This window comes from Streptomyces sp. NPDC001796 (assembly GCF_042892355.1).
Lineage (GTDB): Bacteria > Actinomycetota > Actinomycetes > Streptomycetales > Streptomycetaceae > Streptomyces.
In genome coordinates, this window is sequence record NZ_JBIAUC010000024.1 from 52,755 (window position 1) to 78,775 (window position 26,021).

At 70.0% G+C, this 26,021-nt stretch carries 24 protein-coding genes and 1 pseudogene; 11 read left to right on the forward strand and 14 right to left on the reverse strand.

Annotated features, from left to right (window positions below):
* Window positions 1-18: 18 nt before the first annotated feature.
* From ACFYZE_RS31940 to ACFYZE_RS31955, 4 genes are read right to left on the reverse strand one after another with little or no spacing between them, the layout of a single operon-like run.
* A complete protein-coding gene (locus ACFYZE_RS31940) occupies window positions 19-1,110 on the reverse strand; it encodes an amidohydrolase family protein (RefSeq protein WP_389001789.1) in 1,092 nt (363 codons plus the stop codon).
* Between the two features lie 10 nt (window positions 1,111-1,120).
* Complete coding sequence (locus ACFYZE_RS31945; RefSeq protein ID WP_389001792.1) at window positions 1,121-1,933, reverse strand: amino acid ABC transporter ATP-binding protein; 813 nt, start codon at window positions 1,931-1,933, stop codon at window positions 1,121-1,123.
* Complete coding sequence (locus tag ACFYZE_RS31950) at window positions 1,930-2,775, reverse strand: amino acid ABC transporter permease (protein WP_389001794.1); 846 nt, start codon at window positions 2,773-2,775, stop codon at window positions 1,930-1,932. The genes ACFYZE_RS31945 and ACFYZE_RS31950 overlap by 4 nt, the downstream gene beginning before the upstream one ends.
* A complete protein-coding gene (locus ACFYZE_RS31955; protein ID WP_389001797.1) occupies window positions 2,772-3,623 on the reverse strand; it encodes a transporter substrate-binding domain-containing protein in 852 nt (283 codons plus the stop codon). The genes ACFYZE_RS31950 and ACFYZE_RS31955 overlap by 4 nt, the downstream gene beginning before the upstream one ends.
* A gap of 171 nt (window positions 3,624-3,794) precedes the next feature.
* Here ACFYZE_RS31955 and ACFYZE_RS31960 point away from each other — a divergent pair.
* The 5 genes and pseudogenes from ACFYZE_RS31960 to thpD form a co-directional block, all read left to right on the forward strand.
* A pseudogene (locus tag ACFYZE_RS31960) lies at window positions 3,795-4,079 on the forward strand (alanine--glyoxylate aminotransferase family protein); the annotation flags it as partial.
* A 513-nt stretch (window positions 4,080-4,592) separates the two neighbouring features.
* Window positions 4,593-5,141, forward strand: coding sequence for a diaminobutyrate acetyltransferase (gene ectA, locus ACFYZE_RS31965; RefSeq protein WP_389001800.1), 549 nt, complete (start codon window positions 4,593-4,595; stop codon window positions 5,139-5,141).
* 81 nt (window positions 5,142-5,222) lie between these two features.
* Complete coding sequence (gene ectB / locus ACFYZE_RS31970) at window positions 5,223-6,494, forward strand: diaminobutyrate--2-oxoglutarate transaminase (protein ID WP_389001803.1); 1,272 nt, start codon at window positions 5,223-5,225, stop codon at window positions 6,492-6,494.
* Window positions 6,495-6,523: 29 nt separating this feature from the next.
* On the forward strand, window positions 6,524-6,922 hold the full coding sequence (locus ACFYZE_RS31975) for an ectoine synthase (protein ID WP_389001806.1): 399 nt from the start codon (window positions 6,524-6,526) through the stop codon (window positions 6,920-6,922).
* Between the two features lie 7 nt (window positions 6,923-6,929).
* Entirely contained in the window at window positions 6,930-7,832 is a 903-nt protein-coding gene (gene thpD / locus ACFYZE_RS31980; protein WP_389001809.1) for an ectoine hydroxylase, read from the forward strand.
* Between the two features lie 152 nt (window positions 7,833-7,984).
* On the opposite strand, the gene ACFYZE_RS31985 is transcribed toward thpD, so the two are convergent.
* From ACFYZE_RS31985 to ACFYZE_RS32005, 5 genes are all read right to left on the reverse strand, one after another.
* The gene (locus ACFYZE_RS31985) at window positions 7,985-9,034 is read right to left on the reverse strand and encodes an aminotransferase class V-fold PLP-dependent enzyme (protein WP_389001812.1); all 1,050 of its coding nucleotides are present in this window, start codon (window positions 9,032-9,034) and stop codon (window positions 7,985-7,987) included.
* Between the two features lie 96 nt (window positions 9,035-9,130).
* Entirely contained in the window at window positions 9,131-9,847 is a 717-nt protein-coding gene (locus ACFYZE_RS31990; protein ID WP_389001815.1) for a DsbA family oxidoreductase, read from the reverse strand.
* A 76-nt stretch (window positions 9,848-9,923) separates the two neighbouring features.
* Window positions 9,924-10,436: a GNAT family N-acetyltransferase gene (locus ACFYZE_RS31995; protein WP_389001818.1), complete on the reverse strand. Its 513-nt coding sequence runs from the start codon at window positions 10,434-10,436 to the stop codon at window positions 9,924-9,926.
* Between the two features lie 117 nt (window positions 10,437-10,553).
* A complete protein-coding gene (locus tag ACFYZE_RS32000; protein WP_389001821.1) occupies window positions 10,554-11,162 on the reverse strand; it encodes a DUF1349 domain-containing protein in 609 nt (202 codons plus the stop codon).
* A gap of 168 nt (window positions 11,163-11,330) precedes the next feature.
* The gene (locus ACFYZE_RS32005; protein WP_389001824.1) at window positions 11,331-12,860 is read right to left on the reverse strand and encodes an aldehyde dehydrogenase (NADP(+)); all 1,530 of its coding nucleotides are present in this window, start codon (window positions 12,858-12,860) and stop codon (window positions 11,331-11,333) included.
* 132 nt (window positions 12,861-12,992) lie between these two features.
* Between ACFYZE_RS32005 and ACFYZE_RS32010 the strand changes: the two genes are divergently transcribed.
* From ACFYZE_RS32010 to ACFYZE_RS32020, 3 genes are all read left to right on the forward strand, one after another.
* A complete protein-coding gene (locus ACFYZE_RS32010) occupies window positions 12,993-13,766 on the forward strand; it encodes an IclR family transcriptional regulator (protein ID WP_200423233.1) in 774 nt (257 codons plus the stop codon).
* A gap of 3 nt (window positions 13,767-13,769) precedes the next feature.
* Window positions 13,770-14,243, forward strand: coding sequence for a GNAT family N-acetyltransferase (locus tag ACFYZE_RS32015; RefSeq protein ID WP_389001827.1), 474 nt, complete (start codon window positions 13,770-13,772; stop codon window positions 14,241-14,243).
* Window positions 14,244-14,339: 96 nt separating this feature from the next.
* Window positions 14,340-15,797, forward strand: a complete 1,458-nt coding sequence (locus ACFYZE_RS32020) for a peptidoglycan D,D-transpeptidase FtsI family protein (protein WP_389001830.1) — start codon at window positions 14,340-14,342, stop codon at window positions 15,795-15,797.
* A 36-nt stretch (window positions 15,798-15,833) separates the two neighbouring features.
* On the opposite strand, the gene ACFYZE_RS32025 is transcribed toward ACFYZE_RS32020, so the two are convergent.
* Window positions 15,834-17,285 (reverse strand): NCS2 family permease, encoded by a 1,452-nt coding sequence (locus ACFYZE_RS32025; RefSeq protein WP_389001833.1) that lies wholly within the window; start codon window positions 17,283-17,285, stop codon window positions 15,834-15,836.
* A 256-nt stretch (window positions 17,286-17,541) separates the two neighbouring features.
* Here ACFYZE_RS32025 and ACFYZE_RS32030 point away from each other — a divergent pair, with 256 nt between their 5' ends.
* The 3 genes from ACFYZE_RS32030 to ACFYZE_RS32040 all read left to right on the forward strand — a co-directional run bounded on the left by ACFYZE_RS32030 (window position 17,542) and on the right by ACFYZE_RS32040 (window position 21,401).
* The gene (locus tag ACFYZE_RS32030) at window positions 17,542-18,108 is read left to right on the forward strand and encodes a SigE family RNA polymerase sigma factor (protein ID WP_389001836.1); all 567 of its coding nucleotides are present in this window, start codon (window positions 17,542-17,544) and stop codon (window positions 18,106-18,108) included.
* Entirely contained in the window at window positions 18,105-18,962 is an 858-nt protein-coding gene (locus ACFYZE_RS32035) for a hypothetical protein (protein WP_389001838.1), read from the forward strand. Before ACFYZE_RS32030 ends, ACFYZE_RS32035 begins: the two co-directional genes overlap by 4 nt.
* Window positions 18,963-19,190: 228 nt before the next feature.
* Complete coding sequence (locus tag ACFYZE_RS32040) at window positions 19,191-21,401, forward strand: family 43 glycosylhydrolase (RefSeq protein ID WP_389001841.1); 2,211 nt, start codon at window positions 19,191-19,193, stop codon at window positions 21,399-21,401.
* Here ACFYZE_RS32040 and ACFYZE_RS32045 read toward each other — a convergent pair.
* The 4 genes from ACFYZE_RS32045 to ACFYZE_RS32060 all read right to left on the reverse strand — a co-directional run bounded on the left by ACFYZE_RS32045 (window position 21,394) and on the right by ACFYZE_RS32060 (window position 25,785).
* A complete protein-coding gene (locus ACFYZE_RS32045) occupies window positions 21,394-22,191 on the reverse strand; it encodes an HAD family acid phosphatase (protein ID WP_389001844.1) in 798 nt (265 codons plus the stop codon). The genes ACFYZE_RS32040 and ACFYZE_RS32045 overlap by 8 nt on opposite strands.
* Before the next feature lie 293 nt (window positions 22,192-22,484).
* Window positions 22,485-24,206 carry an L-arabinonate dehydratase gene (gene araD, locus ACFYZE_RS32050; RefSeq protein WP_389001847.1) on the reverse strand — a complete coding sequence of 574 codons (1,722 nt, stop codon included), beginning with the start codon at window positions 24,204-24,206 and terminating at the stop codon, window positions 22,485-22,487.
* Complete coding sequence (locus tag ACFYZE_RS32055) at window positions 24,203-25,111, reverse strand: dihydrodipicolinate synthase family protein (RefSeq protein WP_389001850.1); 909 nt, start codon at window positions 25,109-25,111, stop codon at window positions 24,203-24,205. The genes araD and ACFYZE_RS32055 overlap by 4 nt, the downstream gene beginning before the upstream one ends.
* Window positions 25,108-25,785 (reverse strand): GntR family transcriptional regulator, encoded by a 678-nt coding sequence (locus tag ACFYZE_RS32060; RefSeq protein WP_389001852.1) that lies wholly within the window; start codon window positions 25,783-25,785, stop codon window positions 25,108-25,110. The genes ACFYZE_RS32055 and ACFYZE_RS32060 overlap by 4 nt, the downstream gene beginning before the upstream one ends.
* Window positions 25,786-26,021: the final 236 nt, after the last annotated feature.

Below are 26,021 nucleotides of genomic sequence, written 5' to 3' on the forward strand. Positions count from 1 at the left end.
GGGGTGTCTCGCCCCGGGTCAGGCGACCGCCCTGCCGTTGAGGATGACTCGGCGCGGCGCCGCCAGGACCCGTACGTCCGCTCGTGGATCCGTCTCGTACACCACCAGGTCCGCGGCCGCGCCCTCCTCCAGCCCCGGCCGGCGCAGCCAGTCGTGGGCGGCCCAGGTCGCCGCCGACAGGGCCTCCACCGGAGGCATGCCCGCCGTCACCAGTTCCGCCACCTCCGCCGCGACCAGGCCGTGCGGCAGGGTTCCCCCGGCGTCCGTGCCCACGTACACCGGGATTCCGGCGTCGTACGCCGCCCGCACCGTGTCGTAGCGCCGTTCGTACAGCCGGCGCATATGGGCCGACCAGCGGGGGAACTTCGACTCGCCACCGTCCGCCAGCGCCGGGAACGTCGCGATGTTCACCAGCGTCGGCACGATCGCGACCCCCCGCTCCGCGAACAGCGGGATCGTCTCCTCCGTCAGTCCCGTCGCGTGCTCGATGCAGTCGATGCCCGCCTCGACCAGGTCCCGCAGCGAGTCCTCGGCGAAGCAGTGCGCCGTGACCCGGGCACCCAGGCGGTGGGCCTCCGCGATGGCCGCCTCCACCGCCTCCCGCGGCCAGCAGGCCGACAGGTCGCCCACCTCACGGTCGATCCAGTCGCCGACCAGCTTCACCCAGCCGTCGCCGCGCCGCGCCTCCTGGGCGACGTGGGCGACCAGGTCGTCCGGCTCGATCTCCCAGGCGTAGTTGCGGATGTAGCGGCGCGTGCGCGCGATGTGCCGACCGGCCCGGATGATCTTCGGGAGATCGTCCCGGTCGTCGATCCAGCGGGTGTCCGACGGAGAACCCGCGTCCCGGATCAGCAGCGTGCCCGCGTCCCGGTCCGTCAGCGCCTGCTTCTCCGAGACGTCCTCGGGGACCGGGCCGTGCGCGTCGAGGCCGACGTGGCAGTGTGCGTCGACCAGGCCGGGCAGCGCCCAGCCCTCGACGGTACGGACGTCACGGGCCGCGGCGGGGCGGTCGTACGAGATCCGACCGTCGACCACCCACAGCTCGTCGCGGACGTCCTCGGGCCCGACGAGCACCCGTCCCCTCACGTGCAGGACCGCGTGATCGCTCATGTACTGCACCTTAGTTGGCGTTCGCCCGCTGCTGCTTCCCACCGACCTGATCGGAGCTCTCCTCCTCCACCTCGGCCCTCGCGGGGTCCAGGAGGCGGGAGAGGAAGTGCCGGGTGCGCTCGTGGCTCGGGTCGCCGATGACCTGCTCGGGGGTCCCGTCCTCGACGATCACGCCGCCGTCCATGAAGACGACCCGGTCGGCGACCTCGCGCGCGAAGGTCATCTCGTGGGTGACGACCATCATCGTCATGCCTTCCTGCGCCAGCCTGCGCATCACGGCGAGGACGTCGCCGACCAGCTCCGGGTCCAGCGCCGAGGTCGGCTCGTCGAACAACATCACCTCGGGGCCCATGGCGAGAGCGCGGGCGATGGCGACACGCTGCTGCTGGCCGCCGGAGAGGGATGAGGGGTAGGCGTCCGCCTTCTCGGCCAGGCCGACCCGCTCCAGGTTCTCGGCGGCGATCCTCGCGGCCTCGGCCTTGTCCCGCTTGAGGACCCGGCGCTGCGGCAGCGTGAGGTTCTCGGTCACCGTGAGGTGCGGGAAGAGGTTGAACTGCTGGAACACCATGCCGATACGGCGGCGTACGGCGTCGATGTCCACATCCGGGTCGGTGACCTCGGTGCCGCCGACGAAGACCTGGCCCTTGCTGGGCTCCTCCAGGAGGTTGACGCAGCGCAGCAGGGTGGACTTGCCGGAGCCGGAGGGGCCGATGACGCAGACCACCTCGCCCTGGCCGATCTCCAGGTCGATGCCGCGCAGCACCTCGTTGTCACCGAAGGACTTGTGCAGGTCGCGGATCGCGATCTCGGGGGTGCTGCTCACTTGGCGGCTCCCTGGGCCTTGGCCTCCATACGGCGGACGACGAAGCCGAGCGGGATCGTGACCAAGAGGTAGCACAGGCCGGCGACCAGGATCGGCGTGGAGTTGGCGGTCGTGCTGGCGAGGTCGCGGCCGAACTTGGACAGTTCGCGCTCCTCCAGCGTGACGCCGAGGAACAGCACCAGCGAGGAGTCCTTGAAGAGGAGGACGAGTTCGTTGGTGAGCGGCGGGAGGATGATCCGGAAGGCCTGCGGGACGATGATGGAGATCATCGCGCGAGCGGGCGAGAAGCCCAGCGAACGCGCCGCCTCCATCTGGCCCTTCGGCACGGCCTGGATGCCCGCGCGGATCGTCTCCGCCATGTACGCGGCCGACACCAGACCGAGTGCCAGGGCGACCTTGCCGTACGTGCCGCCGACGACCTCCGTGCCGGGGAAGGCGAGCGGTACGGCGACACCGACGAAGATGAAGATCAGCAGCGCCGGCAGGCCGCGGAAGATCTCGATGTAGATGCCGGCGACCCAGCGGTACGGGCCGACGGACGACAGCCGCATCAGTGCGAGGAGCATGCCGAGCACCAGGCCGACGACGAAGCCGGACACCGTGTACAGCACGGTGTTCTTCAGCGCCAGCGTGATGACGTCCGGGAACATCTGCCGGGCGATGTCCACCTGCGCGAACTGGTTCTGCAGCCGTCCCCAGTCCGCCGTGACCGCGAAGGCGATCACGGCGACGACGAAGACGGCGTACTGGACACCGCGCGACACCCTGCGCTTCTGGGTCCGGGTCAGCCCCTTCCTACGGGGCTGCGCGTCGGCCCTGGCCGTGTCCGTCGTGTCGGTCATGAGGCGGCGGGCGAGGCGACGGACGGGTTGTACGGGCCGATCCACTGCTCGTACAGCTTCTTGTACGTGCCGTCGGCCTTCGCGTCCTTGATCGCCTTGTTGATGGCGGCGAGGAGCTTGGTGTTGCCCTTCTTCACCGTGAAGCCGTACTGCTCACCGGTGTGGATGTTGCCGACCATCTTGAAGGCGTCGGCGTTGGCCTTGTCCTTGAGCCAGCCCTGGACGACCGGGTAGTCGATGACGACCGCCTGGACCTGGCCGGTGCGCAGGCCGTTGAGGACGGCGTCGGAGGACTCGAAGGAGATCGGGTCGAAGCCCTGCTGCTTCGCGTAGTCCTCGCCGGTGGTCTGCGCCTGGGCGCCGAGCTTCTTGCCCTTGGCCTTGACGTCGGCCAGCGAGGTGATGCCGCTCTTCTTGTCGACCAGGACGGCCTGGGTGGCGTCGAAGTATGGGTCGGAGAAGTCGACGTGCTTCTTGCGCTCGGCGGTGATGGTCATGCCGGCCGCGGCGAGGTCGCACTGGCCGGAGTTGAGGAACGCGCCGGTCTTGAAGTTCTCGAAGGGTGTGTCGAGGACGGCCTGCTTCACCCCGAGGTCCTTGGCGACCAGGTCGATCATCGAGACGTCGAAGCCCTGCACCTTGCCGTTGATCTCCGACTGGAAGGGGGGATACGGCAGGTGGGTGCAGGTGGTGAGCTGACCGGCCTTGACGAGTTCCACCCCGCCGGCGGCCGACTTGCCGGCGCTGCCGCCGCTGCCGCTCGAGGTGCAGCCGGCCACGAGCAGCACGCCGGCCGTCGCGGTGGTGGCGGCCAGGATGCGGGCCCGGCGCCCGAGGAGCGTGTTCACGGAGGACCTCTCTGTGGGGAGTCTCGACTTCCCCTGTGGGGGATGAGCGGGTTCCGATTATAAGGAGCAGTTTGGGTTCCTCAAACCAAACCGATGGCTGGAGGGCCTTCTCGCCTCAGAAGTGATCGGCAAACGGGTGATGACGGCCGCCGGTTACCCTCAGGACCGACAGAGGCGTCGGAGGCGGCGCCGGTGGCCACGACGTTGCGGACACCGTCCGGTGTGGTGGCGGCTGAGCTGGTCGCACGGGCGCTGGAGCACGACCCGGGGGTGCCGTTGGCGGCGGGCGGGGGTGCGCTGGCGAAGGAGATGATCCGGGTCAACCACTACGGGCCCGATGCGACGGCGGAGGTCGTGGGGGCGGCGCTTGCGGCGCTGGGGGCGGCACTGAGGGAGTCCGGGGCGGACGTGGATGCGGAGGCGGCCCGGGGGGTTGTGGCGGAGGTGTGGGGCTAGCGGTGCACGGGGCGGGGGCCGAGGGGTTCTCGCCCCCGCCGCCCACACGCTTCCCATTCCCGTGGGCCCCGGCCCCGGCGTCACCGAAAGCCGCACAGGCCGATGTGCCGCTCCGGGCTCCGACTCCCGCAGTCACCACCGGCCGGACTTGCCGGAACATGGCGACCGAGTGACCGGCTCCTGAAATACACATTGCCCTTCGGGCTCCTTCCAAGGTATTTCTGGAATTCCCTCAAGGGCAGCTCCCCGCATTCTTCTGCCCGCTCTTCTCCGACCTAAACGCAAAGATTCTGCGAACGCCGTCCGAGGTAATTCGGGCAGATCTCGTGTGGGTCACCGGGGTGTGATCGACTCCACAGGACGGGCACTTCGTCCGGCAATGTCGGCATATTTCTCCAGCAAGCGCCGCCGGTTCGCGCGTACGTGCGCGCCCGCGCGATATCACATCCATCACCCGTCCGTAACCCCCGCCGGCGATGCATTTTCGAATTTCCACGGGTAAATTGAATCCGCATGACCGCCGCACAAGCAGACCTGTCAGCGGAATTCCTGGAAATGTCGGAGGGACTACGGATCGACCGTCCGGAGGTGGCGGACGGCGCCGCTCTCTGGCGTATCGCCAAGGACTCCGAAGCCCTCGATCTGAACTCCTCCTACAGCTATCTGCTGTGGTGCCGTGACTTCGCCGGCACCTCGGCTGTGGTGCGCGCCGAGCCCGGCGGGCGGCCCGTCGGGTTCCTCACCGCGTACCTGCGGCCCGAGCGCCCCCGCACCCTCCTGGTGTGGCAGGTAGCCGTGGACGCCTCGTACCGCGGGCGCGGCCTCGCCGCCCGTCTGCTCGACGCGGTCGCGGCACGGGTCTCCGCCGAGCACGGCGTCACCGGCATCGAGACCACCATCACCCCGGGCAACACCGCCTCCGAGCGGCTGTTCACGTCGTTCGCCGCCCGGCACGGCGCGACCGTCGAGCGTGAAGTGCTCTTCGACACGCGCCAGTTCCCGGACGGCCCGCACGACCCGGAGGTCCTGTACCGCATCGGGCCACTCCCGCACGCCGCCTGATCCCCTCACCCCCACCCCAGTCCGACTCCCCCACCCCCAGTCCGACTCCCCCTCCCCCACACACCGAGGAGCGTTTCCGTCGTGACCATCACCCAGCCGGACCTCAGCGTCTTCGAGACCCTCGAGTCGGAGGTGCGCAGCTACTGCCGCGGCTGGCCCACCGTCTTCGACCGCGCGCGGGGCAGCCGCATGTACGACGAGGACGGGCACGAGTACCTCGACTTCTTCGCCGGCGCCGGATCACTCAACTACGGCCACAACAACCCCGTGCTGAAACGGGCGTTGATCGACTATCTGGAGCGGGACGGCGTCACCCACGGGCTGGACATGTCCACCGTCGCCAAGCGTTCCTTCCTGCAGACCTTCCAGGACGTGGTGCTGCGCCCGCGCGACCTGCCCTACAAGGTCATGTTCCCGGGGCCGACCGGCACCAACGCCGTCGAGTCCGCCCTGAAGCTGGCGCGCAAGGTGAAGGGACGCGAGGCCATCGTGTCCTTCACCAACGCCTTCCACGGGATGTCCCTGGGGTCGCTGGCCGTCACCGGCAACGCCTTCAAGCGCGCCGGTGCCGGCATCCCGCTGGTGCACGGCACGCCCATGCCCTTCGACAACTACTTCGACGGCACGGTCCAGGACTTCCTCTGGTTCGAGCGGCTCCTGGAGGACCAGGGATCCGGTCTGAACAAGCCCGCCGCCGTGATCGTCGAGACCGTGCAGGGCGAGGGCGGCATCAACGTCGCGCGCCCCGAGTGGCTTCGCGCCCTCGCCGAGCTGTGCCGGCGGCAGGACATGCTGCTGATCGTCGACGACATCCAGATGGGCTGCGGCCGAACCGGCGCCTTCTTCTCCTTCGAGGAGGCCGGGATCGTGCCGGACATCGTCACCGTGTCCAAGTCGATCAGCGGCTACGGGCTGCCGATGTCGCTGTGCCTGTTCAAGCCCGAGCTGGACGTCTGGGAGCCGGGCGAGCACAACGGCACCTTCCGCGGCAACAACCCGGCGTTCGTCACGGCCACCGCCGCACTGGAGACCTACTGGAGCGACGGGTCCGCGATGGAGAAGCAGACCCGGGCGCGCGGCGAGCTGGTCGAGCGCGAGCTGGCCTCGATCGCCGACGAGAACCGCGCCGATGTGAAGGAGTACCGCGGCCGCGGGCTCGTGTGGGGCCTGGAGTTCCACGACAAGGAGCGGGCCTCGCGGGTCGCGCGCCGCGCCTACGAGCTCGGGCTGCTCGTGGAGACCTCGGGTCCCGAGAGCGAGGTCGTCAAACTGCTGCCCGCCCTCACCATCACCCCCGACGAGCTGGACGAGGGTCTTGGCGTCCTCGCCCGCGCCGTCCGCGAAACCGCCTGAGAACCCCTGAAGAGGAGGCACACAGCACCGTGATCGTCCGTTCGTTCAAGGACATCGAAGGTACAGACCGGCATGTGAAAGCCGCGTCGGGCACCTGGGAGAGCAAGCGCATCGTCCTCGCCCGGGAGAAGGTCGGCTTCTCCCTGCACGAGACGATCCTGTACGCGGGCACCGAGACGTCGATGTGGTACGCGAACCACATCGAGGCGGTCGTGTGCGTCGAGGGCGAGGCGGAGCTGACCGACCACGAGACCGGGAAGACGTACACGATCACACCCGGGACCCTCTACCTGCTGGACGGGCACGAGCGGCACACGCTGCGGGTCAAGAAGGACTTCCGCTGCCTCTGCGTCTTCAACCCGCCCGTGACCGGCCGTGAGGACCACGACGAGAACGGCGTCTACCCCCTGCTCACCGAGGAGGTGTGAATCACCGATGACCCTGACCACCAGCACAGCCGTCACCGACCTCTATCCCAGCCGCGGCGCCACCGAGGTGTCGATTCCGCGCCAGGACCCGGTCGTCTGGGGCGCTCCCGGTACGCCGGGGCCCATCTCGTTGACCGACCTCCAGGCGTACGAGCGCGACGGCTTCCTGGCCATCGACGAGCTGATCACCGAGGACGAGGTCGCCGTCTACCGGCAGGAGCTGGAGCGGCTCGTCACCGATCCGGGCATCCGCGCCGACGAGCGGTCGATCGTGGAACCGAAGTCCAAGGAGATCCGCTCCGTCTTCGAGGTGCACAGGATCAGCGAGGTGTTCGCGAATCTCGTGCGCGACGAGCGCGTCGTCGGGCGGGCGCGGCAGATCCTCGGCTCGGACGTGTACGTCCACCAGTCGCGGATCAACGTGAAGCCGGGCTTCGGTGCCAGCGGCTTCTACTGGCACTCCGACTTCGAGACCTGGCATGCGGAGGACGGTCTGCCGAACATGCGGACGGTGTCCGTCTCGATCGCGCTGACCGAGAACTACGACACCAACGGCGGCCTGATGATCATGCCGGGGTCGCACAGGACGTTCCTCGGCTGTGCGGGCGCCACGCCGAAGGACAACTACAAGAAGTCGCTGCAGATGCAGGACGCGGGCACTCCGTCGGACGAGGCGCTGACGAAGATGGCCTCCGAGTACGGCATCAAGCTGTTCACGGGCAAGGCCGGTTCGGCGACCTGGTTCGACTGCAACTGCATGCACGGCTCGGGCGACAACATCACCCCGTTCCCGCGCAGCAACGTGTTCATCGTGTTCAACAGCGTGGAGAACGCGGCGGTGGAGCCCTTCGCGGCTCCGGTCCGGCGACCGGAGTTCATCGGGGCGAGGGACTTCACGCCGGTGAAGTGAGCCGGGCCCCGGCCGGGGGTCCGGGGGTCGTCCCCCGGAGATCACAGCATCGGGGCGAGGGACTTCACGCCGGTGAAGTGACCGTGGCGTGACTCCGGCACGTCACCGGGCCGGGCCTCCTCGTGCGGACGGGAGGCCCGGCCCCTTGGCGTTCAGCCGACGAGTACGTCCAGAAGCCGGTCGACGTCCGCAGGCGTGTTGTACAGGTGGAAGGCCGCCCGCAGGTTGCCCGCGCGGTTCGAGACCTCGACTCCCGCGCGGCTCAACTCGCCCTGCCGGTGGCCGAGCCCGGGCACGGACACGATCGGTGAGCCCGGCGCGGGGACCGCTTCGTGGCCGAGTGCGCCGAGGCCCTTGAGGAAGCGGTCGGCGAGGGCGAGGTCGTGGGCCCGTACCCGCGCCACGCCCACCTCCTCCAGCAGTTCCAGGGAGCGGCGGGCGCCCGCGTACGAGAACAGCGCGGGGCTCTCGTCGAACCTCCGTGCGGAGCGGGCGAGTTCGGCGACCGGTCCGTAGCAGCTGTCCCAGGGCTCCTCCCCCGCGACCCAGCCGGCGAAGAGCGGGGAGAGGGAGCCCAGGTCCTCCGGGACCACCAGGAAGGCCACTCCGCGCGGGCAGAAGAGCCACTTGAAGGCGACGGCGGCGACGTAGTCGTACGCGTCCGCGTCGAGGTCCAGCCAGCCGGCGGCCTGGGACGCGTCCACGTACGTACGGGCGCCGTGCTCCCGGGCCGCCGCGCCGATGGCGGGCAGATCGGCGATACGGCCGTCGGCGGACTGCGCCGCGCTGACCGCGACGAGGGCTGTGCCTGGCCGTACCGACTCGGCGATCCGCTCCAGCGGAACGGTGCGGACCCTCAGGTCGCGGCGCATGTGGAAGGGGTTCACCACGGAGCTGAAGTCGCCCTCGGCGGTGACGACTTCGGCGCCCTCGGGCAGCGAGGCGGCGATCAGCCCGGTGTAGACGGCGACCGAGGCCCCCGCCGCCACCCGGCCGTCGGGAACCCCGGCCAGCCGGGCGAAGGAGCCGCGTGCGGCCTCGACGTCGGCGAACATGTCCGTGGGCTGCCCGACGGCGGCCGACTCCACGGCGGTCCGCAGGGCCTCCACCGTGCGGGCCGGCAGCAGCCCGGTGCTCGCGGTGTTCAGGTAGGTGTTCTTCGGGGCGAACTCGGCGCGGACGAGGGTCTCGAAGGTCTCCATGGGACCACTGTGCGGCCCGTGGAAGTCCCAGTCCATCGCCTATTTGTGCGTGGTTCCGTCAAGGAACCCTTATACATCCGCCTGACCTGCGGGTCCTCAGTGCTGCGGCACCGCGCAGCCGTCCGGGCCGCAGGCGTCCGCGTCACCCTCGTCGATCAGCCTGAGCGGCGGGCGGTCGCCCCAGGCCTGGGTGAGCGCCTGTGTGAAGACCTCCGCGGGCTGGGCGCCGGAGACGCCGTACTTCCGGTCGAGGACGAAGAAGGGGACGCCGTTCGCACCCAGCTCTGCGGCCTCGCGCTCGTCGGCGCGCACGGCGTCGGCGTAGGCGGTCGGGTCGGCGAGGACCTTGCGGGCGTCCTCGGCGGCGATCCCCGCCTGAACGGCAAGCTCCACCAGCCGCTCGTCGCCCTCGGTGAACAGGGACCGCTCCTCGGCGAAGTTCGCCCGGTACAGGATCTGGATCAGCTCGTCCTGCTTGCCCTGCTCCTTGGCGAAGTGCAGCAGGCGGTGCATGTCGAAGGTGTTGCCGTGGTCGCGGCCCGTGGTGCGGTACGCGAGGCCCTCGGCGGCGGCCTGGGCGCCCAGGTTCTCCTCACCGGCCTGGGCCTGCGCCTCGCTCATCCCGTACTTCTTGGCGAGCATCGTGAGGACCGGCTGCACGTCGTCCTTGGCGCGGTGGGGGTCCAGCTCGAAGGAGCGGTGCACCACCTCGACCTCGTCCCGGTGCGGGAAGGCCTGGAGCGCCTTCTCGAAGCGGGCCTTTCCGACGTAGCACCAGGGACAGGCGATGTCGGACCAGATCTCCACGCGCATGTCTTCGGCTTCTCTCCAGGTGGTACGGGTACGGAGCCTCCCTCCGCAGACTCTGTGAACGTTCAAGCGCTCCGTTTCATTCCCCCGGGACACCGGGGACGGTGTACCGGAGGTGGACGTGGTGGGCGCCCTGGGCGGGCGGGTTCTCCGGGTCGGGGACCCAGCCGTGGCGGGCGTAGAAGGCCCGGGCGCGCCGGTTGTCCACGTGCACGTCGAGGACGGCCCTCCGCTTGCCGTCGGCCTGCCACTCCTCCACACAGGCCGCGTGGAGCTCGGCACCGATGCCGCGGCACCAGTGATCGGGGTCGACATGGAACTGGAAGAGTTCGACCGTGTCGGCGGGGGCTCCCTGCGGGGTGCGGAAGGAGGCGACTGCGACGAGGTGCCCGTGCTCGACGGCGCACAGCACATGCCCGTCGGGCCGCTCGATGGCGGTCCGCCAGGCGGCGAGCCAGTCGGTGCCGTCCTGCGGCAGCCCCTCGGGGTAGTACGTCGCCCGGGCCCGCCCGTGCAGAGCGGCCACAGCCGGTACCTCGGCGGGCAGGGCGGTGCGGATCACCCGGCTTCCGGTCACACGCTCTTCGATCATGCAACGGAGGACGTGACGGCGGCCGGGGCGGTTCCGAGGCGGCTGAACCGGGCGCGGTGGGCGCTCGGGGTCAGGCCCGTACGACGGACGAGGCGGGCGGACGGCGGGGCCGGCTCGTCATGAACCGTCCCGCAGGTCCTGCGGCCAGTGGGGGCGGTACTCGATCCCGTCGTACGTCACCACACAGCCCTCGCCCAGCGGCGACTGGGCCATGAAGCCGACCAGCGCGGCCTCCGTCTCCTTCTCGTCGCCCAGGGTGAACAACCGGACGAACGTCCACCGCTTCCCGTCCCGCGAGGCGTGGAAGGCGAAGGCGCGGCCGGTCCGGCTGATCCGAAGCCAGACCGAACTGCCCTCCACCGTGAAGGAGTTCGCGTCGTCGGAGTGTCCGCGCGTCACCACGGTGCACACGGTGGGCACGTCCGGCGAGTACTCCAGGCACAGCTTCGCCCACGCCCGCTCACCGACGTGGACGTAGAGCACACCGGCGTCGAAGGCCGCGGCGAAGCCGACGGTGACGCGGGCGATCAGCTGGAAGTCCCCTTCCGGCGCCCCGAGCAGCCGGGGCGCGTCGGAGGCGGCGTCCAGGGACTCGCCGGTGGGCGGCACGAAACGATCCTGCCGGGCCCCGGCCCAGCCGGTGAGCACCCCGTCCTCGTACGACCAGTGGCCTTCGGGCCCGTACGTACGGAGAAGGAAAGGGAGTTCGGGAAGTTCGAGGTCCATTCGCAGAGTGTCCCAGGTGCCGAGGTGGGGATCAGTGCTTTTTCGGGGCGCAGTGCTTCTTCGGGGCGCGGGGATGTGACGCCTCGTGCGGCTCCGCCGGGCGGGTGTGACCGACCGCACGGGCGCCGCACCCGCAACGCCCCTACGGCGCGAGCCGCGACGAGACGGTCACCGCTCCAGACGGCCGTCGAACCGCCGCGGCAGGCCCAGCGGGTTGTCGTCCCGCAGCTCCGGCGGAAGCAGGGCCTCCGGAGCGTTCTGGTACACCACGGGACGCAGCCAGCGCTCGATCGCCGTACCACCGACCGACGTGGAGGTGGACGTGGTCGCCGGGTAGGGACCACCGTGGTGCTGAGCGGGCGCCACCGCCACCCCGGTGGGCCAGCCGTTGACGAGCACGCGCCCGGCCAGCGGGGTCAGCTCCTGCAGGATCTCAGCGCCACGGCCCTCCCCCGCCGCCTCCTCGCTCGACAGGTGCACCGTCGCGGTGAGGTTGCCGGGCAGCCGGCCCAGGACGCGCTGGGCCTCGTCCTCGTCCTCGTAGCGGGCGACGACCGTGATCGGGCCGAAGCACTCCTCCAGCAGCAGGTCGTGGTCGCCGTCCGTGGTGAGCTTCTCGGCCGGGACGGTGAGGAAGCCCGGGCTCACGGTGTGCTCGCCGCCCGGGCCTGCGGTGACCGGGGACTCCACATCGGGGAGGGCCGCGCGCTCGGCGACCCCGGCGATGAAGTTGTCGCGCATCCGGTGGTCGAGCAGGACGCCGGCGTCGGTGTCGCTGACCGCCTCGGTCAGGGACTTCACCAGACGGTCGCCCGCCGCCCCGGTGGGGGCCAGGACGAGGCCGGGCTTGACGCAGAACTGTCCGACGCCCAGCGTCATGGAGCCCGCGAGACCCGCGCCGATCGTCTCGGCGCGCTCGGCGGCTGCGGCCTCGGTGACCACCACCGGGTTGAGCGAGCCGAGTTCACCGTGGAACGGGATCGGGACGGGGCGGGCGGCCGCCGCGTCGAAGAGGGCACGGCCGCCGCGAACGGAGCCGGTGAACCCGGCGGCGGCGACCAGCGGGTGCTTGATCAGCTCGATGCCCGCCTGGAAACCGTGGACGAGGCCGAGCACGCTCTTCGGGATGTCGTGCCGCTCGGCGGCGCGGCGCAGGGCCGCCGCGACCAGTTCGGACAGGGCCGGGTGGTCGGGGTGGGCCTTGACGACGACGGGGCAGCCCGCGGCGAGCGCGCTCGCGGTGTCGCCGCCGGCCACCGAGAAGGCGAACGGGAAGTTGGAGGCCGAGTACACGGCGACGACGCCCAGCGGGACCTTGTAGCGGCGCAGGTCGGGGATGGGCGGGGTCGCAGTGTCGTCGGGGTGGTTGATCACGACGTCGAGGAAGGCGCCCTCGTCGACGATGTCCGCGAAGGCACGCAGCTGGTAGCAGGTGCGGGCGAGCTCGCCGCTCAGCCGGACCGGACCGAGGGCGGTCTCCGCGTCCGCCGCCTCGACGAGGTGGTCCTTGGCCGTCTCCAGCTCGTCGGCGGCGGTGCGCAGGAACGCCGAGCGGACCGTGCGGTCGGCGAGGGAACCACGCGCGTCGCGGGCGGCCCGGACAGCGGCGTCCACCTCCTCAGTTGTGGCCTCCACCGCAACCTGTTCACGCTGCTTCCCGGTTCGGGGGTCGACACTCCAGACTGGTGCTGCTGCCACCGCGGGTCCCTCCAGATGTCATGCCGCAGTTCGTACGCCATCCATCAGGGCGTTCGATATACTGAACACTGTCTCTGATGATGAATATGCTGCTCGGAGACTATTTCCCGGCGAACGAAGGGGTCAAGGGCGATGTCGGCAGGCGAGACAGGCGGCGGGGCGCAGGTCAAGTCCGCAGTGCGGACGGTCGAATTGCTCGAGTACTTCGCCGGCCGCCCCGGCATGCACTCGCTGGCCTCCGTGCAGGAGGCCGTCGGATACCCCAAGTCCAGCCTGTACATGCTGCTGCGCACGCTCGTGGAGCTGGGCTGGGTGGAGACGGACGCGACGGGCACGCGGTACGGCATCGGGGTGCGGGCGCTGCTGGTCGGCACGTCGTACATCGACGGCGACGAGGTGGTGGCGGCCGCCCGCCCGACCCTGGACCGGCTGTCGGACGACACGACGGAGACGATCCACCTGGCGCGCCTCGACGGCACGAACGTGGTGTACCTGGCGACCCGCCAGTCGCAGCACTACCTGCGGCCCTTCACCCGGGTGGGGCGCCGGCTGCCCGCGCACTCGACGTCGCTGGGCAAGGCGCTGCTGAGCACGTACACGGACGAGCAGGTCCGCAAGATGCTCCCGGAGACGCTCCCGGCGCTGACCGAACACACCATCACCGACCGTGAGAAGCTGATCGAGGAGCTGCACCAGGTCCGGGAACAGGGCTTCGCCGTGGACCGGGAGGAGAACACGCTGGGGCTGCGCTGCTTCGGGGTCGCGATCCCCTACCGCACCCCGGCCCGCGACGCGATCAGCTGCTCGGTCCCGGTGGCCCGCCTGACCCCGGCCCACGAGCAGATGATCAAGGACGCCCTCTTCGACGCGAGGGACCGTCTGACGCTCGCCACCCGGAGGCTGTGAACCATGGAGGTCGTGCTCCGCGAGGTCCACGACAGCGACCTGCCGGTCTTCTACCGGCAGATGAGCGATCCCGAGGCGGTCCGGATGGCCGCGTTCACCCCCGGGGATCCGGCCGACCCGGACGTCTTCGACGCCCACTGGAAGAAGATACGGTCCTCGTCCGACGTGCTCGCCCGCACGGTCCTGGCGGACGGCGACGTGGTGGGGAGCGCGGCGGTGTACGGGGAACCGGGCGAGCGCGAGGTGACGTACTGGATCGACCGCGCGTACTGGGGGCGGGGCGTGGCGACGGCCGCGCTGCGGGGGCTGCTGGCTCAGGTGCCGGAACGCCCGCTGTACGCACGGGCGGCGGCGGACAACGCGGGGTCGCTGCGCGTGCTGGAGAAGTGCGGCTTCCGCGAGGCCGCACGGGCCAGGGGGTACGCGCATGCCAGGGGCGAGGAGATCGACGAGGTGGTGCTGACGCTGGAGGGGTGAAGCCGGGCCGGTGCGGTCCGGCCGGAACATGAGTGCCGGATGAGAAAAGGGGCGTTCGGGAACGATCCGAACCGCCCCGTTCGTCCTCCTGGCGGGATGAACAAGACGATCAGGCGCGCCTCCGTCTTCGTGCTGGCCCTGGTGTTCGCTCTGCTGGTCAGGGCCACCTGGGTGCAGTTCTACGACGGCAAGGCGCTCGCGGACGACAAGGACAACCGGCGAGGCGCGATCGAGACGTACTCGCAGCCGCTGGGGAACATCATCGTGGCCGGAAGGGCGGTCACCGGCTCGGCGCGGACGACCGACGGCGACCTGGCGTACAAGCGCACCTACACCGACGGCAGGCTGTACGCCGCGGTGACGGGCTACGCCTCGCAGAGCTATGCGCCGACCCAACTCGAAGGCATCTACCAGGATCTGCTCGACGGCACCGATCCCCGCCTGAAGACTGCCATGGACACGATCACCAACCAGCGGGCCGAACCGGGCAACGTGGTGACGACGATCGACCCGGACGTGCAGAAGGCGGCGTACGACGCGCTCGGCGACAAGAAGGGCGCCGCCGTCGCGATCGACCCGAAGACCGGCCGCATCCTCGCGGTCGTGTCGACCCCGTCCTACGATCCGACCTCGCTGACCGACGCCAACACCGCCGGGGCCGCCTGGAAGCAGCTCAACGCCGATCCGGGCAAGCCGCTCACCAACCGCGCGCTGCGCCAGCCCCTGCCGCCGGGCTCGACGTTCAAGCTGGTGGTGGCGGCCGCCGCGCTGGAGGACGGGCTGTATTCGTCGGTGGACCAGAGGACCGTCAGCCCGAACCCGTACCGGCTGCCGCTGTCGACCGACGAGCTGTCCAACGAGAACCCCTCCGCCCCCTGCGAGAACGCCTCGATCCGGGTGGCCCTGGAGTACTCGTGCAACAACGTCTTCGCGAAGATGGCCGTCGACCTGGGTCAGGACAAGGTGAAGGCGATGGCCGAGAAGTTCGGCTTCAACGACGACCAGGTGGACGTGCCGGTGCGGGCGTACGCGAGCGTGTACCCCTCGAAGATGGACCGGGCGCAGACGGCCCTGTCCGGCATCGGCCAGTTCGACGTGACCGCGACCCCGCTGCAGATGGCCATGGTGTCCGCCGCCCTGGCCGACGGCGGCGAACTGGTCAGCCCGCATATGGTGTCGCAGATCACCGACAGCGGCGGCGACGTGCTGAAGAACTACGACAACGACACGTCCACGAAGCGGATCGTCAGCTCCTCGACCGCCGCCCAGCTGGAGTCCGCCATGCAGACGGTCGTCGAGAAGGGCACGGGTACGAGCGCGCGGGTACCGGGCGTCACCGTGGGCGGCAAGACCGGTACCGCGCAGCACGGCGAGAACAACAGCCAGGTGCCGTACGCCTGGTTCACGGCGTACGGCAAGTCCGACGCGACGGGCAAGGAGATCGCGGTCGCGGTGGTGGTCGAGCAGTCGGACGCGGCACGTTCCGAGGTGAGCGGCAATGGGCTGGCGGCGCCGGTGGCCAAGGCCATGATGCAGGCAGCGCTCAAGAGTTAGGTCGGGGGCAGCCCCGCGACGGGCTGCCCCCTCGCCTCACTTGACTCCGAGGATCTGCTCCACCGGATCGATCGCGAAGTACACCAGGAACAGCGCCGACACTCCCCACAGCAGCCAGTTGACCTCCCTGGCCTTGCCGAGGACCGTCTTGATGACGACGTAGGACAGGAAGCCGGCGCCGATGCCGTCGGTGATCGAGTACGTGAACGGCATGGCGGCGATGGTGAGGAACGCCGGGATGGCGATCTCGTACCGGTCCCAGTCGATGTGCTTGACATGCGTCAGCATCAGGAAGCCGACGGCTATCAGGGCGGGCGCCGCCGCCTGGAGCGGCACGATGGTCAGCAGCGGCGTGAGGAACAGCGCGAGGCCGAACAGGCCGCCGGTGATCAGGTTGGCGAACCCGGTGCGCGCGCCCTCGCCGACGCCGGCGGCGGACTCGATGTACGCGGTGTTGGAGGAGGCGGAGCCCACGCCGCCGGCGATCGCGGCGGCGCCGTCGATGAACAGCACCCGGCCGATGCCCGGCACCTGGCCCTGCTCGTCGAGCAGCCCGGCCTCCGCGCTGATGCCGACGATGGTGCCCATGGCGTCGAAGAAGTCCGACAGGATCAGCGTGAAGATCAGCAGCACGACCGTGATGGCGCTCGTTTCGCCGAAGGCGCCGAACAGGCTGAAGTGACCGACGAGCCCGAAGTCGGGAGCCGCCACGACCTTGTCGGGGACCTTCGGGGTGGTCAGGCCCCAGCTCTTGATGTCGGCGACGGCGTTGATGACGATCGCGACGACCGTCATGGTCACGATGCTGATCAGGATCGCGCCCTTCACCTTGCGGGCGAGCAGTGCGACGGTGAGCAGCACCCCGAGGCAGAAGACCAGGACGGGCCAGCCGGTAAGGCGTCCCACGGCGCCCAGTTGCACCGGCACGGTGGTGTTCGCGGCGTCCGGGATGCGGCTGACGAACCCGGCGTCGACGAAGCCGATGAAGGCGATGAACAGGCCGATGCCGACGCCGATGGCCTGCTTCAGCTGTTGCGGGATCGCGTTCATGATGGCCTCGCGCAGTCCGGTGAGCACCAGGACGCAGATCAGGACGCCCTCGATGACGACGAGGCCCATGGCGTCGGACCAGCTCATCAACGGGGCGAGCTGGAAGGCGACGACGGCGTTGAGGCCGAGGCCGGCGGCGATGGCGAGCGGCAGGTTGCCGCCGACACCCATGATGATCGTCATCACACACGCCACCAGGGCGGTGGCCGTGACCAGTTGTCCCGCGTCCAGTTGGTGGCCGAACTTGTCCTTGGCGCTGCCCAGAATGATCGGGTTCAGTACAAGGATGTAGGCCATCGTGAAGAACGTGGCGAAACCGCCGCGTATCTCCCGGCCGAAGGTGGAGCCCCGTTCGGAGATCCTGAAGTACCGGTCGAGGCCGTTCACCGCCGGGGGCGCGGAACTTGACCGGTCGGCCACCTTCTGTGTGTCGGACATGGCGAGACTCCTTGTTGCCTGTTGAACCAGTGCGGGATGCTGGCTGGATTGTTCCCGTGGCGAACCCGTTTCAGGTTTTCTCCGTGTTACGGAATCGAAGAGTTCGGCCTGTCATACGACGTTCGAAGGCCCGTACGGACGCTGCTACGCTTCCGGACCTCACCCCAGAACGCACTCCGGACGTCCACATGGCATCCACATGGCATGCACGGGGCGCCCGGAGAGGTGCCGGAACCGCAGCGAGGAGAGGTCGCCCGTGGGCACTGTCGTCGACGACGACGCCGCCGTGGAGTTCCACGCCTTCTTCGAACGCCACTACGCCGAACTCGCCCGGCTCGCCCACCTGCTGACCGGTGAGGCGGACGCCGCCGACGATCTGGCCGCCGACGCGCTGCTCGCGCTGTGGCACCGCTGGGACCGGGTGCGCGCCGCCGACCACCCGGTGGCGTACGCGCGCGGTGTGGTCGCCAACCTGGCCCGCACCCGGATCCGCAGCGCGGTGCGCGAACGCCGGCGGATCACCCTCTTCTGGTCGCAGCGCGAGGAGAAGACCGAGAACCCGGACGTGCCGGCGGTCGTCGACGTACAGGAGGCCCTGCGCCGTCTGCCGTTCCGCAAGCGGGCCTGCGTGGTGCTGCGGCACGCCTTCGACCTCTCCGAGAAGGACACGGCGCTCGCGCTGGGCATCTCGGTGGGTACGGTGAAGAGCCAGACGTCCAAGGGGATGGCCGAAATACAGCGGCTCCTGGGCACCGCCGAGGCCCCTCGGCGCGTTCCCGCGGCGGTGGTGCGCACCGGTGGAGCTGGAGGAAGGAACCGATGACTACGCCGCGGGACGTGCACGACGAGCTTCGCGCCAGGCTGCACTCGGCGGCCGAGGCGCACGAGCCCGACCGCGCGCGCATCCTGGCCCGCGTCGAGCGCGGGATGGCCGCGCAGTCCCGTCCGAGCCGCCGGGCGACGCGTCCGCCGCTGTGGGGCTGGGTGCGGGTGGTGGGGGCCACGGCCGGGGTCGCGGGCGTCCTCGCGGTGGGCGGCTACGCGGTCGCCTCGGCGGTGCAGGACGACACCCCCGCCCAGCAGACGGTGGTCGTCTCGCCCACACCCACCCCGTCCCCGGCCGCGACGAGCCGCGCCCCGGTCCGCCCGGCCGAGCCGGCACCGACCGCAGGCTCGCACGGCTCCGGGAAACCCGGCACGTCGGCCTCGAAGAGCCCGAAAGCCTCAGCGACCGCCACCGCCCCGCCGGCCGCCTCCGGCGTCCAGGACGGCCCGCTGTGGTCGGACGGCTCGGTGGACCCGCACAGCAACGACTTCTGGGCCCAGAGCGACCTGACCCTGAGGACCAGCGAGAAACTCACCGCGCTCACCGTCGAGTTGAAGGTCGCGCAGACCGGCGGCGTGTCCTCGTCGGGCGCCTGGCGATCCCTGCCTCAGGACGACTTCACGTTCACGGTCGGCGAGAAGGACGGCTTCCTGGTCTACACCTGGGTGCTCAAGCAGGGCCGTTCGGTGCCGGTGGGCCAGTGGGTGTTCGCGGGGCAGTACGACCACCACCGCGGCGGCCGGGACGCCAGGGGCGACAGCTACACGATGACGGCATCGACGGGTCGTGAACAGCTCACGGTCCGGGGCGACTTCACCTCGCACGGCGACGGCGCGAGCGGCGACTCGTAGGCGGCGGCGACCAGAGGCGGACGAGGACGCCCCCACCGGTTCCGGTCGGCGAGGGCGATCCCTGGTCGCCGCCGTGGCCCGAGAGGGTTGCCGCACCGGGCCCGAAATCGATCGAAATTTTCGGTCCCCTCCCACCCCCCACGCACCGATTGACGTTCTGCCCCTCACTGATGACACTCCGATGGCAGTGCAGCCAACAGAATCCATCAGACTCCCACAGGATGTGTCATGCGACCCCGCACCGCCCGCACGTTCCTGGTCCCCCTCCTCGCCCTTCTGCTGGGCCTTCTCGCCGCGCCGCCCAGCCCCGCACACTCCGGAGCACCGCCCGTGAACCACCCCGAGTACGCCGGCTACCTCTTCGCCTACTTCACCGGCGAGGGCACCGCCGACGGCGAGCAGATCCGCTACGCGCTCAGCCGCGGCAACGACCCGCTGCACTGGCGGGAGCTGAACGGCGGCAAGCCGGTGCTGACGTCCACGATCGGCGAGAAGGGCCTGCGCGACCCGTTCGTCATCCGCTCGCCCAAGGGTGACAAGTTCTACCTCATCGCCACCGACCTCAGGATGTACAGGAACAGCAGCGGCAGCTGGGACCACGTCCAGCGGCACGGCAGCAAGTCCGTCATGATCTGGGAGTCCACGGACCTGGTCCACTGGACCGACCAGCGCCTGGTGAAGGTCGCGCCCGACACCGCGGGCAACACCTGGGCGCCGGAGGCCTACTGGGACGACTCACTCGGTGAGTACGTGGTCTTCTGGGCGTCGAAGCTGTACGCCGACGACGACCCGGACCACACGGGCTCGACGTACAACAAGATGCTCTACGCGACGACGAAGGACTTCCGCACCTTCAGCGCGCCCAAGGTCTGGGACGACCCCGGCTACTCGGTGATCGACTCCACGGTGGTCAAGTACAAGGACACCTACTACCGCTACACCAAGGACGAGCGGGACCCGTCCTCCAGCTCCCCCTGCTCGAAGTTCATCACCGCGGAGAAGTCGACGTCGCTGACCTCGACGCAGTACGACTTCGTCGCCGACTGCATCGGCAGCGGCGCGATGGACCGCGGCGAGGGCCCGACGGTGTTCAAGTCCAACACCGAGAAGAAGTGGTACCTGTTCATCGACGAGTACGGCGGCCGGGGCTATGTCCCCTTCGAGACGACCGACCTGGACTCGAGCAAGTGGACCCCGTCCACGAACTACCAGCTGCCGGCGAGCCCCCGGCACGGCACCGTGCTCCCGGTGACGCAGGCGGAGTACGACCGGCTGCTGGCCGCCTACCCGGCCACCGGCACCTCGGTGGTGGACGCGACGGCGCACGGCCAGCAGGGGTACGCGGTCGTCACCGAGGCGTCGAGCAAGGTGGTCCTGCCGATGGACCCGGACGCCGACCTGCGGCATCTGGCTCCCAAGCTGTGGCTGGGTGAGGGCGCGACCGTCACCCCGCCCTCCGGTACCCGCCGTGACTTCCGCGCCCCGCAGACGTACAGCGTCACGGCCGCCGACGGCACGAAGCGCACCTGGACGGTGGAGGCGGTGCCGACCCGCAGCCCGGTCCTGCCCGGCCTGAACGCCGACCCCGACATCGCCCACCTGGACGGCCAGTACTGGATCTACCCGACGAGCGACGGCCACAACGGCTGGAGCGGCACCAGCTTCAAGGCGTACTCGTCGAAGGACCTGGTCCACTGGAAGGACCACGGCGTCATCCTGGACCTCGGCCCGGACGTCTCCTGGGCGGACAAGTACGCGTGGGCGCCGGCGATCGCCGGGAAGAACGGCAAGTACTACTTCTACTTCTGCGCCGAGCAGCAGATCGGCGTGGCGGTGGCCGACTCGCCCGCGGGCCCGTTCAAGGACGCGCTGGGCAGGCCGCTGGTCGCCAAGGGCGGGGGCCTGAAGGGCCAGATGATCGACCCGGCGGTCTTCACGGACGACGACGGCCGGTCGTATCTGTACTGGGGCAACGGCCACGCGTACGTCGTCCCGCTGAACTCGGACATGACGTCGTACGACGCCTCCGAGGTGAAGGACATCACCACGGACGACTTCCGTGAGGGATCCTTCATGATCAAGCGCAAGGGCACGTACTACTTCATGTGGTCCGAGGACGACACCCGCAGCGAGAACTACCACGTCGCCTACGCCACCGGCCCGTCCCCGCTCGGCCCGTGGACCAAGCGGGGCACGATCCTGTCCAAGCGCCCCGAGTACGGCATCCTCGGCACCGGGCACCACTCGGTGGTGAATGTGCCCGGCACCGACGACTGGTACATCGTCTACCACCGGTTCGCGCTGAACGGCCCCGGGAAGTCCGGCGGGGACGGCATGCACCGGGAGACGACCGTCGACCGCATGGAGTTCGCGGCCGACGGCACGATCAAGCCGGTGGTGCCGACCCTGCAGTCGGTTCGGCCGGTGCGGCCTAGCTGACGAAGTACGTCGGGTTGGGCAGCTTGTACGTCCGGCCCGTGTAACCGCCGTCGAGGTCGGAGTACTGGTCGCCGAAGTCGGCGACGATCTCGTACCCGAGGTCCTCCTCGATGTGCTTGCGGGTGCCGGACTTGTACTGGACGGTGGTGCACTTCCAGGCACCCGGGGCGGCGCAGCCGCTCAGGTAGGACGGCGGGTTGGCCGCGTCCTTGAGGAACATGTGGTCGGCGTCGAGGTTCACATCGGCGCCGACCTTCTTCAGGTTCTCGACGGCGGCGGAGCGCTGCGCCTCGCTCAGACCCGAGTTGTAGAAGACCTCGACGCCCTTGGACGCGGCGTACCGGACGAGTTCCGGGCTGCCGAAGACGGCGGGGCGGTCCGCCTTGTTCACGTACGCGGCCCAGGTCGCCGAGTTGTACGTGTAGTTGTAGCGCTTCTCGTAGTCGAGGCTGAGCAGAAGCGTGTCGTCGATGTCGAAGACGACGGCCGGCTTCTCGCCCCGGTGGTGCGCCTTGCGGGCGGCCTTGTCGATGTACCGCCTGGCGTCGGCGTCGATGCGCGCCAGGTCCTTGGCGTACGGGCTCTGCGGGGACGCCTGGTAGACGCCGCCTGCGTCGGCCGTGGTGCCGTAGTAGGTGTCGATGTCCTTCACCAGGAGCCCGATGTTGTAGGGCTCGTGGGTGGAGTTCGCCGTCGACTGACCGGCGGTGGCCGCGCCGGCGCCGTAGAGGGCCCCACCGGCGACGGCACAGGCGGCGACGAGCGCCGCGATACGAAGTGGCTTATGCATGACAGGTTTTCTACGCGCGTCACCACCGTGAGCGCGAGGCCCGTTGCCCGATCGATACCTTCCCGACCGGCCGACGGGCCCAACGCGGCGCCCTTCCCGGGTCAGTTCATGGTCGCGCCGATGGTGGTACTGGCCGTGGTCAGGAACGTGGTGTCGGGCAGGGAGCCGTCAGCGAGTACAGGGAGCGCTTGCTACGGTACGCATGGGTGAAGCGCTTCGACAGTGGTTCCGGGGTGCTCGGTACCCCGGTACCTGCGGTGGTGCGTGCGCAGGCCCGGGGGTCGTGCGGTGCGTCAGCCGGCGTACGGGTCCGGGACCTGGCCGGGCCGGGCCAGGAACTCGAAGTCGCAGCCGGTGTCGGCCTGGGTGATCTGGGAGTTGTAGAGCACGCCGTAGCCGCGCTCGTACCGCACGGGCGGCGGCGTCCACTCCGCCCTGCGGCGCCTGAGCTCCGCGTCGTCCACGTTGAGCTGGAGGGTGCGGGCCTCGACGTCGAGAGTGATGCTGTCCCCGGTGCGCACCAGGGCGAGCGGTCCGCCGATGTGCGACTCGGGCGCCACGTGCAGCACACACGCGCCGTAACTCGTGCCGCTCATCCGGGCGTCGGAGATCCGCACCATGTCCCGCACGCCCTGCTTGAGCAGGTGGTCCGGGATCGGCAGCATCCCGTACTCGGGCATCCCGGGGCCGCCCTTGGGTCCTGCGTTGCGCAGCACCAGCACGCTGTCGGCGGTGATGCCGAGGTCCGGGTCGTTGATGGTGCGCTGCATGGTCCGGTAGTCGTCGAAGACGACTGCGGGACCGGTGTGCTTGAGCAGGTGCGGTTCGGCCGCGATGTGCTTGATGACGGCGCCGTCCGGGCAGAGGTTGCCGCGCAGGACGGCGACGCCGCCTTCGCGGGCGACCGGGTTGTCGCGGGGCCGGATGACGTCGTCGTTGTGGACCTGCGCGCCGGCGATCTGCTCGCGCAGGGTGTCGTGGGAGACCGTCGGCCGGTCCAGGTGCAGCAGGTCCGGGATCCGGGAGAGGAACCCGGGCAGGCCACCGGCGAAGTGGAAGTCCTCCATCAGGTACCGCTCGCCGCCGGGCCGGACGTTGGCGAGCACGGGGACCGTGCGCGCGATGCGGTCGAAGTCGTCGAGCGTGAGCTTGACCCCGGCCCGTCCGGCCATGGCGATCAGGTGGATGACGGCATTGGTGGAGCCGCCGAGCCCGAGGACCGCCGTCACCGCGTCCTCGAACGCCTCAGGGGTGAGGATGTCGGACAGCTTCCGGTCCCGGTGGACCAGTTCGACGATCCTCAGACCCGCGGCGGCTGCCATCCGGTCGTGCCCCGAGTCGACGGCGGGGATGCTCGACGCGCCCGGGATCGTGACACCGAGCGCTTCGGCGGCGGCCGTCAGCGTGGACGCCGTCCCCATCGTCATGCAGTGCCCGGGCGACCGGGCGAGGCCGCTCTCCAGCTCCTGCATCTCGCAGTCACCGATGAGGCCGGCGCGCTTGTCGTCCCAGTACTTCCACATGTCGGTGCCGGAGCCGAGGACCTCGCCCCGCCAGTGGCCCGGCAGCATCGGCCCCGCGGGCACGAAGATCGTGGGCAGGTCCACGCTCGCGGCCCCCATGAGCAGCGCGGGCGTGGACTTGTCGCAGCCGCCCATCAGCACGGCCCCGTCGACCGGGTAGGACCGCAGCAGTTCCTCGGTCTCCATCGAGAGCAGGTTGCGGTAGAGCATCGGGGTCGGCTTCTGGTAGGTCTCGCTGAGCGTGGAGACCGGGAACTCCAGCGGGAAGCCGCCCGCCTGCCACACGCCCCGCTTCACGGCCTGCGCGCGATCCCTCAGGTGCACATGGCAGGGGTTGATGTCGGACCAGCTGTTCAGGATGGCGATGACGGGCTTGCCCAGGTGCTCCTCGGGCAGATAGCCGAGCTGTCGGGTGCGGGCGCGGTGGCTGAAGGAGCGCAGCCCGTCGGTGCCGTACCACTGGTGGCTTCTGAGCTGTTCCGGCTTCTTCATACGGACCACCCGGCGGCGATGGCGGCGACCTCCGCACGCTCCTCCTCGGGCAGCGCCCTGCCCGGCGGGCGCACGTCCCGCCGGCACAGCCCGAGGGAGGCGAGGGCCTCCTTGACGACGGTGACGTTGTCGGCGGAGCCGTTCGCGGCGCGCAGCTCCTCGAAGCGGCGGATCTGCTCCCACACCTTCATGGCGGCCGGGTAGTCACCCGATCGAAGCGCTTCGATCATGTTCAGCGAGACGGACGGGGCGACGTTCACGAGTCCCGAGGTGAAGCCCGTGGCGCCCGCCGAGAAGTAAGAGGGTGCGTACGGTTCGGCGAGGCCCGCCACCCATACGAACCGGTCCAGGCCGGCGTCGCGGGCGAAGGCCGCGAACTTGGCGGCGTCCGGGACGGCGTACTTCACCCCGATGACGTTCGGGCAGTGGTCGGCGAGCTCCGCGAGCCGCCCGCCGGGCAGCTGGGCGTTGCGGATGTAGGGCACGACGCCCAGTTCGGGCACCGCCTCGGCGATCGCGCGGTGGTAGTCGACCCAGCCGGCGGCCGAGACGTACGGGTGGACGGGCTGGTGGACCATCACCATCCGGGCGCCGAGCTCGCGGGCGTGCCGTGCAGAGGCGACGGCGGTGGGCACGTCGTGTCCCACCCCGACCAGGATCGCGGCCCGCTCCCCCGCCTCCTGCACGGTCAGTTCGGTGACCAGGCGCCGTTCCTCGGGAGTGAGGGCGTAGAACTCGCCGGTGTTGCCGTTGGGCGTCAGGGTCCTCACCCCGCCGTCGAGCAGGCGACGCAGCAGCACCCGGTGGGCGTCCTGGTCCACGCGGCCGTCCTCGGTGAACGGGGTCACCGGGATCGCCACCACGTCGGCCAGGGCCACCCGCTGGGTCTCGAACGTCGTTGTCATGCCTGACCGTCCTCTCCCTGGACCTCGGGCTCCGCTGCTTCGCTCGCGGGGAAGGCCCGTCGCACGAACGACGCGATGTGGGCGTGAAGGGCGCTCGCCGCCCCGTCGGCGTCGCCTCCGAGGGCGAGCCGCAGGATCTCCCGGTGCTCGGCGGCCTCCCGCTCCCAGGAGGGGTCGGCGGCCCAGGCGACGGCGGAGACGAGGGCGGCCTGGTCGCGGACCTCGTCGAGCATCCGGCCGAGCAGCGGGTTGCCGCACGGCAGGTACAGGGCGCGGTGGAACTCCCGGTTGGCCAGGGAGCGTTCGGCGGTGTCGCCCGCCTCGTCGGCCCGTCTCAGCGCGTCCCGCGCGGCGTCCAGGGAGGCCCCGCGCCGCACCGAGCGCCGCAGCGCCTCCGGCTCCAGGAGCAGCCGGACGTCGTAGACCTCGCGCGCCATGGCCGCGTCCACCATGCGCACCGTGACGCCCTTGTACTGGCTCATCACGACGAGCCCGGTCCCGGCCAGGGTCTTGAGCGCCTCGCGCACGGGGGTCTTCGACACCCCGAACTGTGCGGCGAGTTCGGTCTCCACCAGGGCCTGGCCGGGCGTCAGCTGCCCGGTGAGGATGCGGTGTTTGATCCCCTCCAGCACGTACTGCGTGCGGGAGGGGATCGGCGTGGGCACAGAGGTCATGCGCGCCTCTCGGATGTCGCGTATGCGATGTCGCGTATCTGATCTCGCGTATCTGATGTCGCGTATCGCGTCTCATATATGACGTACGAAGTACGACGCGTCGAAGGTAAGAGCGGCCCCGGGTTTCGTCAATGCTTCTGACAAAGGGGGTTGCGGCAGCGGTTGTGCGACGAGCGGTCAGTCGCCGTGTATCGGTGGCCGGTCGGGCAGCCGTGGGTCGGCGGTCGGGCGTGGAC

Coding starts and splice junctions, on each gene's coding strand:
- ACFYZE_RS31950 (WP_389001794.1), bottom strand. CDS start 2,775: ATGACCGACACGACGGACACGGCCAGGGCCGACGCGCAGCCCCGTAGG.
- ACFYZE_RS32015 (WP_389001827.1), top strand. CDS start 13,770: ATGGAGGTCGTGCTCCGCGAGGTCCACGACAGCGACCTGCCGGTCTTC.
- ACFYZE_RS32000 (WP_389001821.1), bottom strand. CDS start 11,162: ATGGACCTCGAACTTCCCGAACTCCCTTTCCTTCTCCGTACGTACGGG.
- ACFYZE_RS31990 (WP_389001815.1), bottom strand. CDS start 9,847: ATGCGCGTGGAGATCTGGTCCGACATCGCCTGTCCCTGGTGCTACGTC.
- ACFYZE_RS31940 (WP_389001789.1), bottom strand. CDS start 1,110: ATGAGCGATCACGCGGTCCTGCACGTGAGGGGACGGGTGCTCGTCGGG.
- ACFYZE_RS32025 (WP_389001833.1), bottom strand. CDS start 17,285: ATGTCCGACACACAGAAGGTGGCCGACCGGTCAAGTTCCGCGCCCCCG.
- ACFYZE_RS32040 (WP_389001841.1), top strand. CDS start 19,191: ATGCGACCCCGCACCGCCCGCACGTTCCTGGTCCCCCTCCTCGCCCTT.
- ACFYZE_RS32020 (WP_389001830.1), top strand. CDS start 14,340: ATGAACAAGACGATCAGGCGCGCCTCCGTCTTCGTGCTGGCCCTGGTG.
- ACFYZE_RS31995 (WP_389001818.1), bottom strand. CDS start 10,436: ATGATCGAAGAGCGTGTGACCGGAAGCCGGGTGATCCGCACCGCCCTG.
- ACFYZE_RS31985 (WP_389001812.1), bottom strand. CDS start 9,034: ATGGAGACCTTCGAGACCCTCGTCCGCGCCGAGTTCGCCCCGAAGAAC.
- ACFYZE_RS32045 (WP_389001844.1), bottom strand. CDS start 22,191: ATGCATAAGCCACTTCGTATCGCGGCGCTCGTCGCCGCCTGTGCCGTC.
- ectA (WP_389001800.1), top strand. CDS start 4,593: ATGACCGCCGCACAAGCAGACCTGTCAGCGGAATTCCTGGAAATGTCG.
- araD (WP_389001847.1), bottom strand. CDS start 24,206: ATGAAGAAGCCGGAACAGCTCAGAAGCCACCAGTGGTACGGCACCGAC.
- ACFYZE_RS32055 (WP_389001850.1), bottom strand. CDS start 25,111: ATGACAACGACGTTCGAGACCCAGCGGGTGGCCCTGGCCGACGTGGTG.
- ACFYZE_RS32035 (WP_389001838.1), top strand. CDS start 18,105: ATGACTACGCCGCGGGACGTGCACGACGAGCTTCGCGCCAGGCTGCAC.
- thpD (WP_389001809.1), top strand. CDS start 6,930: ATGACCCTGACCACCAGCACAGCCGTCACCGACCTCTATCCCAGCCGC.
- ACFYZE_RS32060 (WP_389001852.1), bottom strand. CDS start 25,785: ATGACCTCTGTGCCCACGCCGATCCCCTCCCGCACGCAGTACGTGCTG.
- ACFYZE_RS32010 (WP_200423233.1), top strand. CDS start 12,993: ATGTCGGCAGGCGAGACAGGCGGCGGGGCGCAGGTCAAGTCCGCAGTG.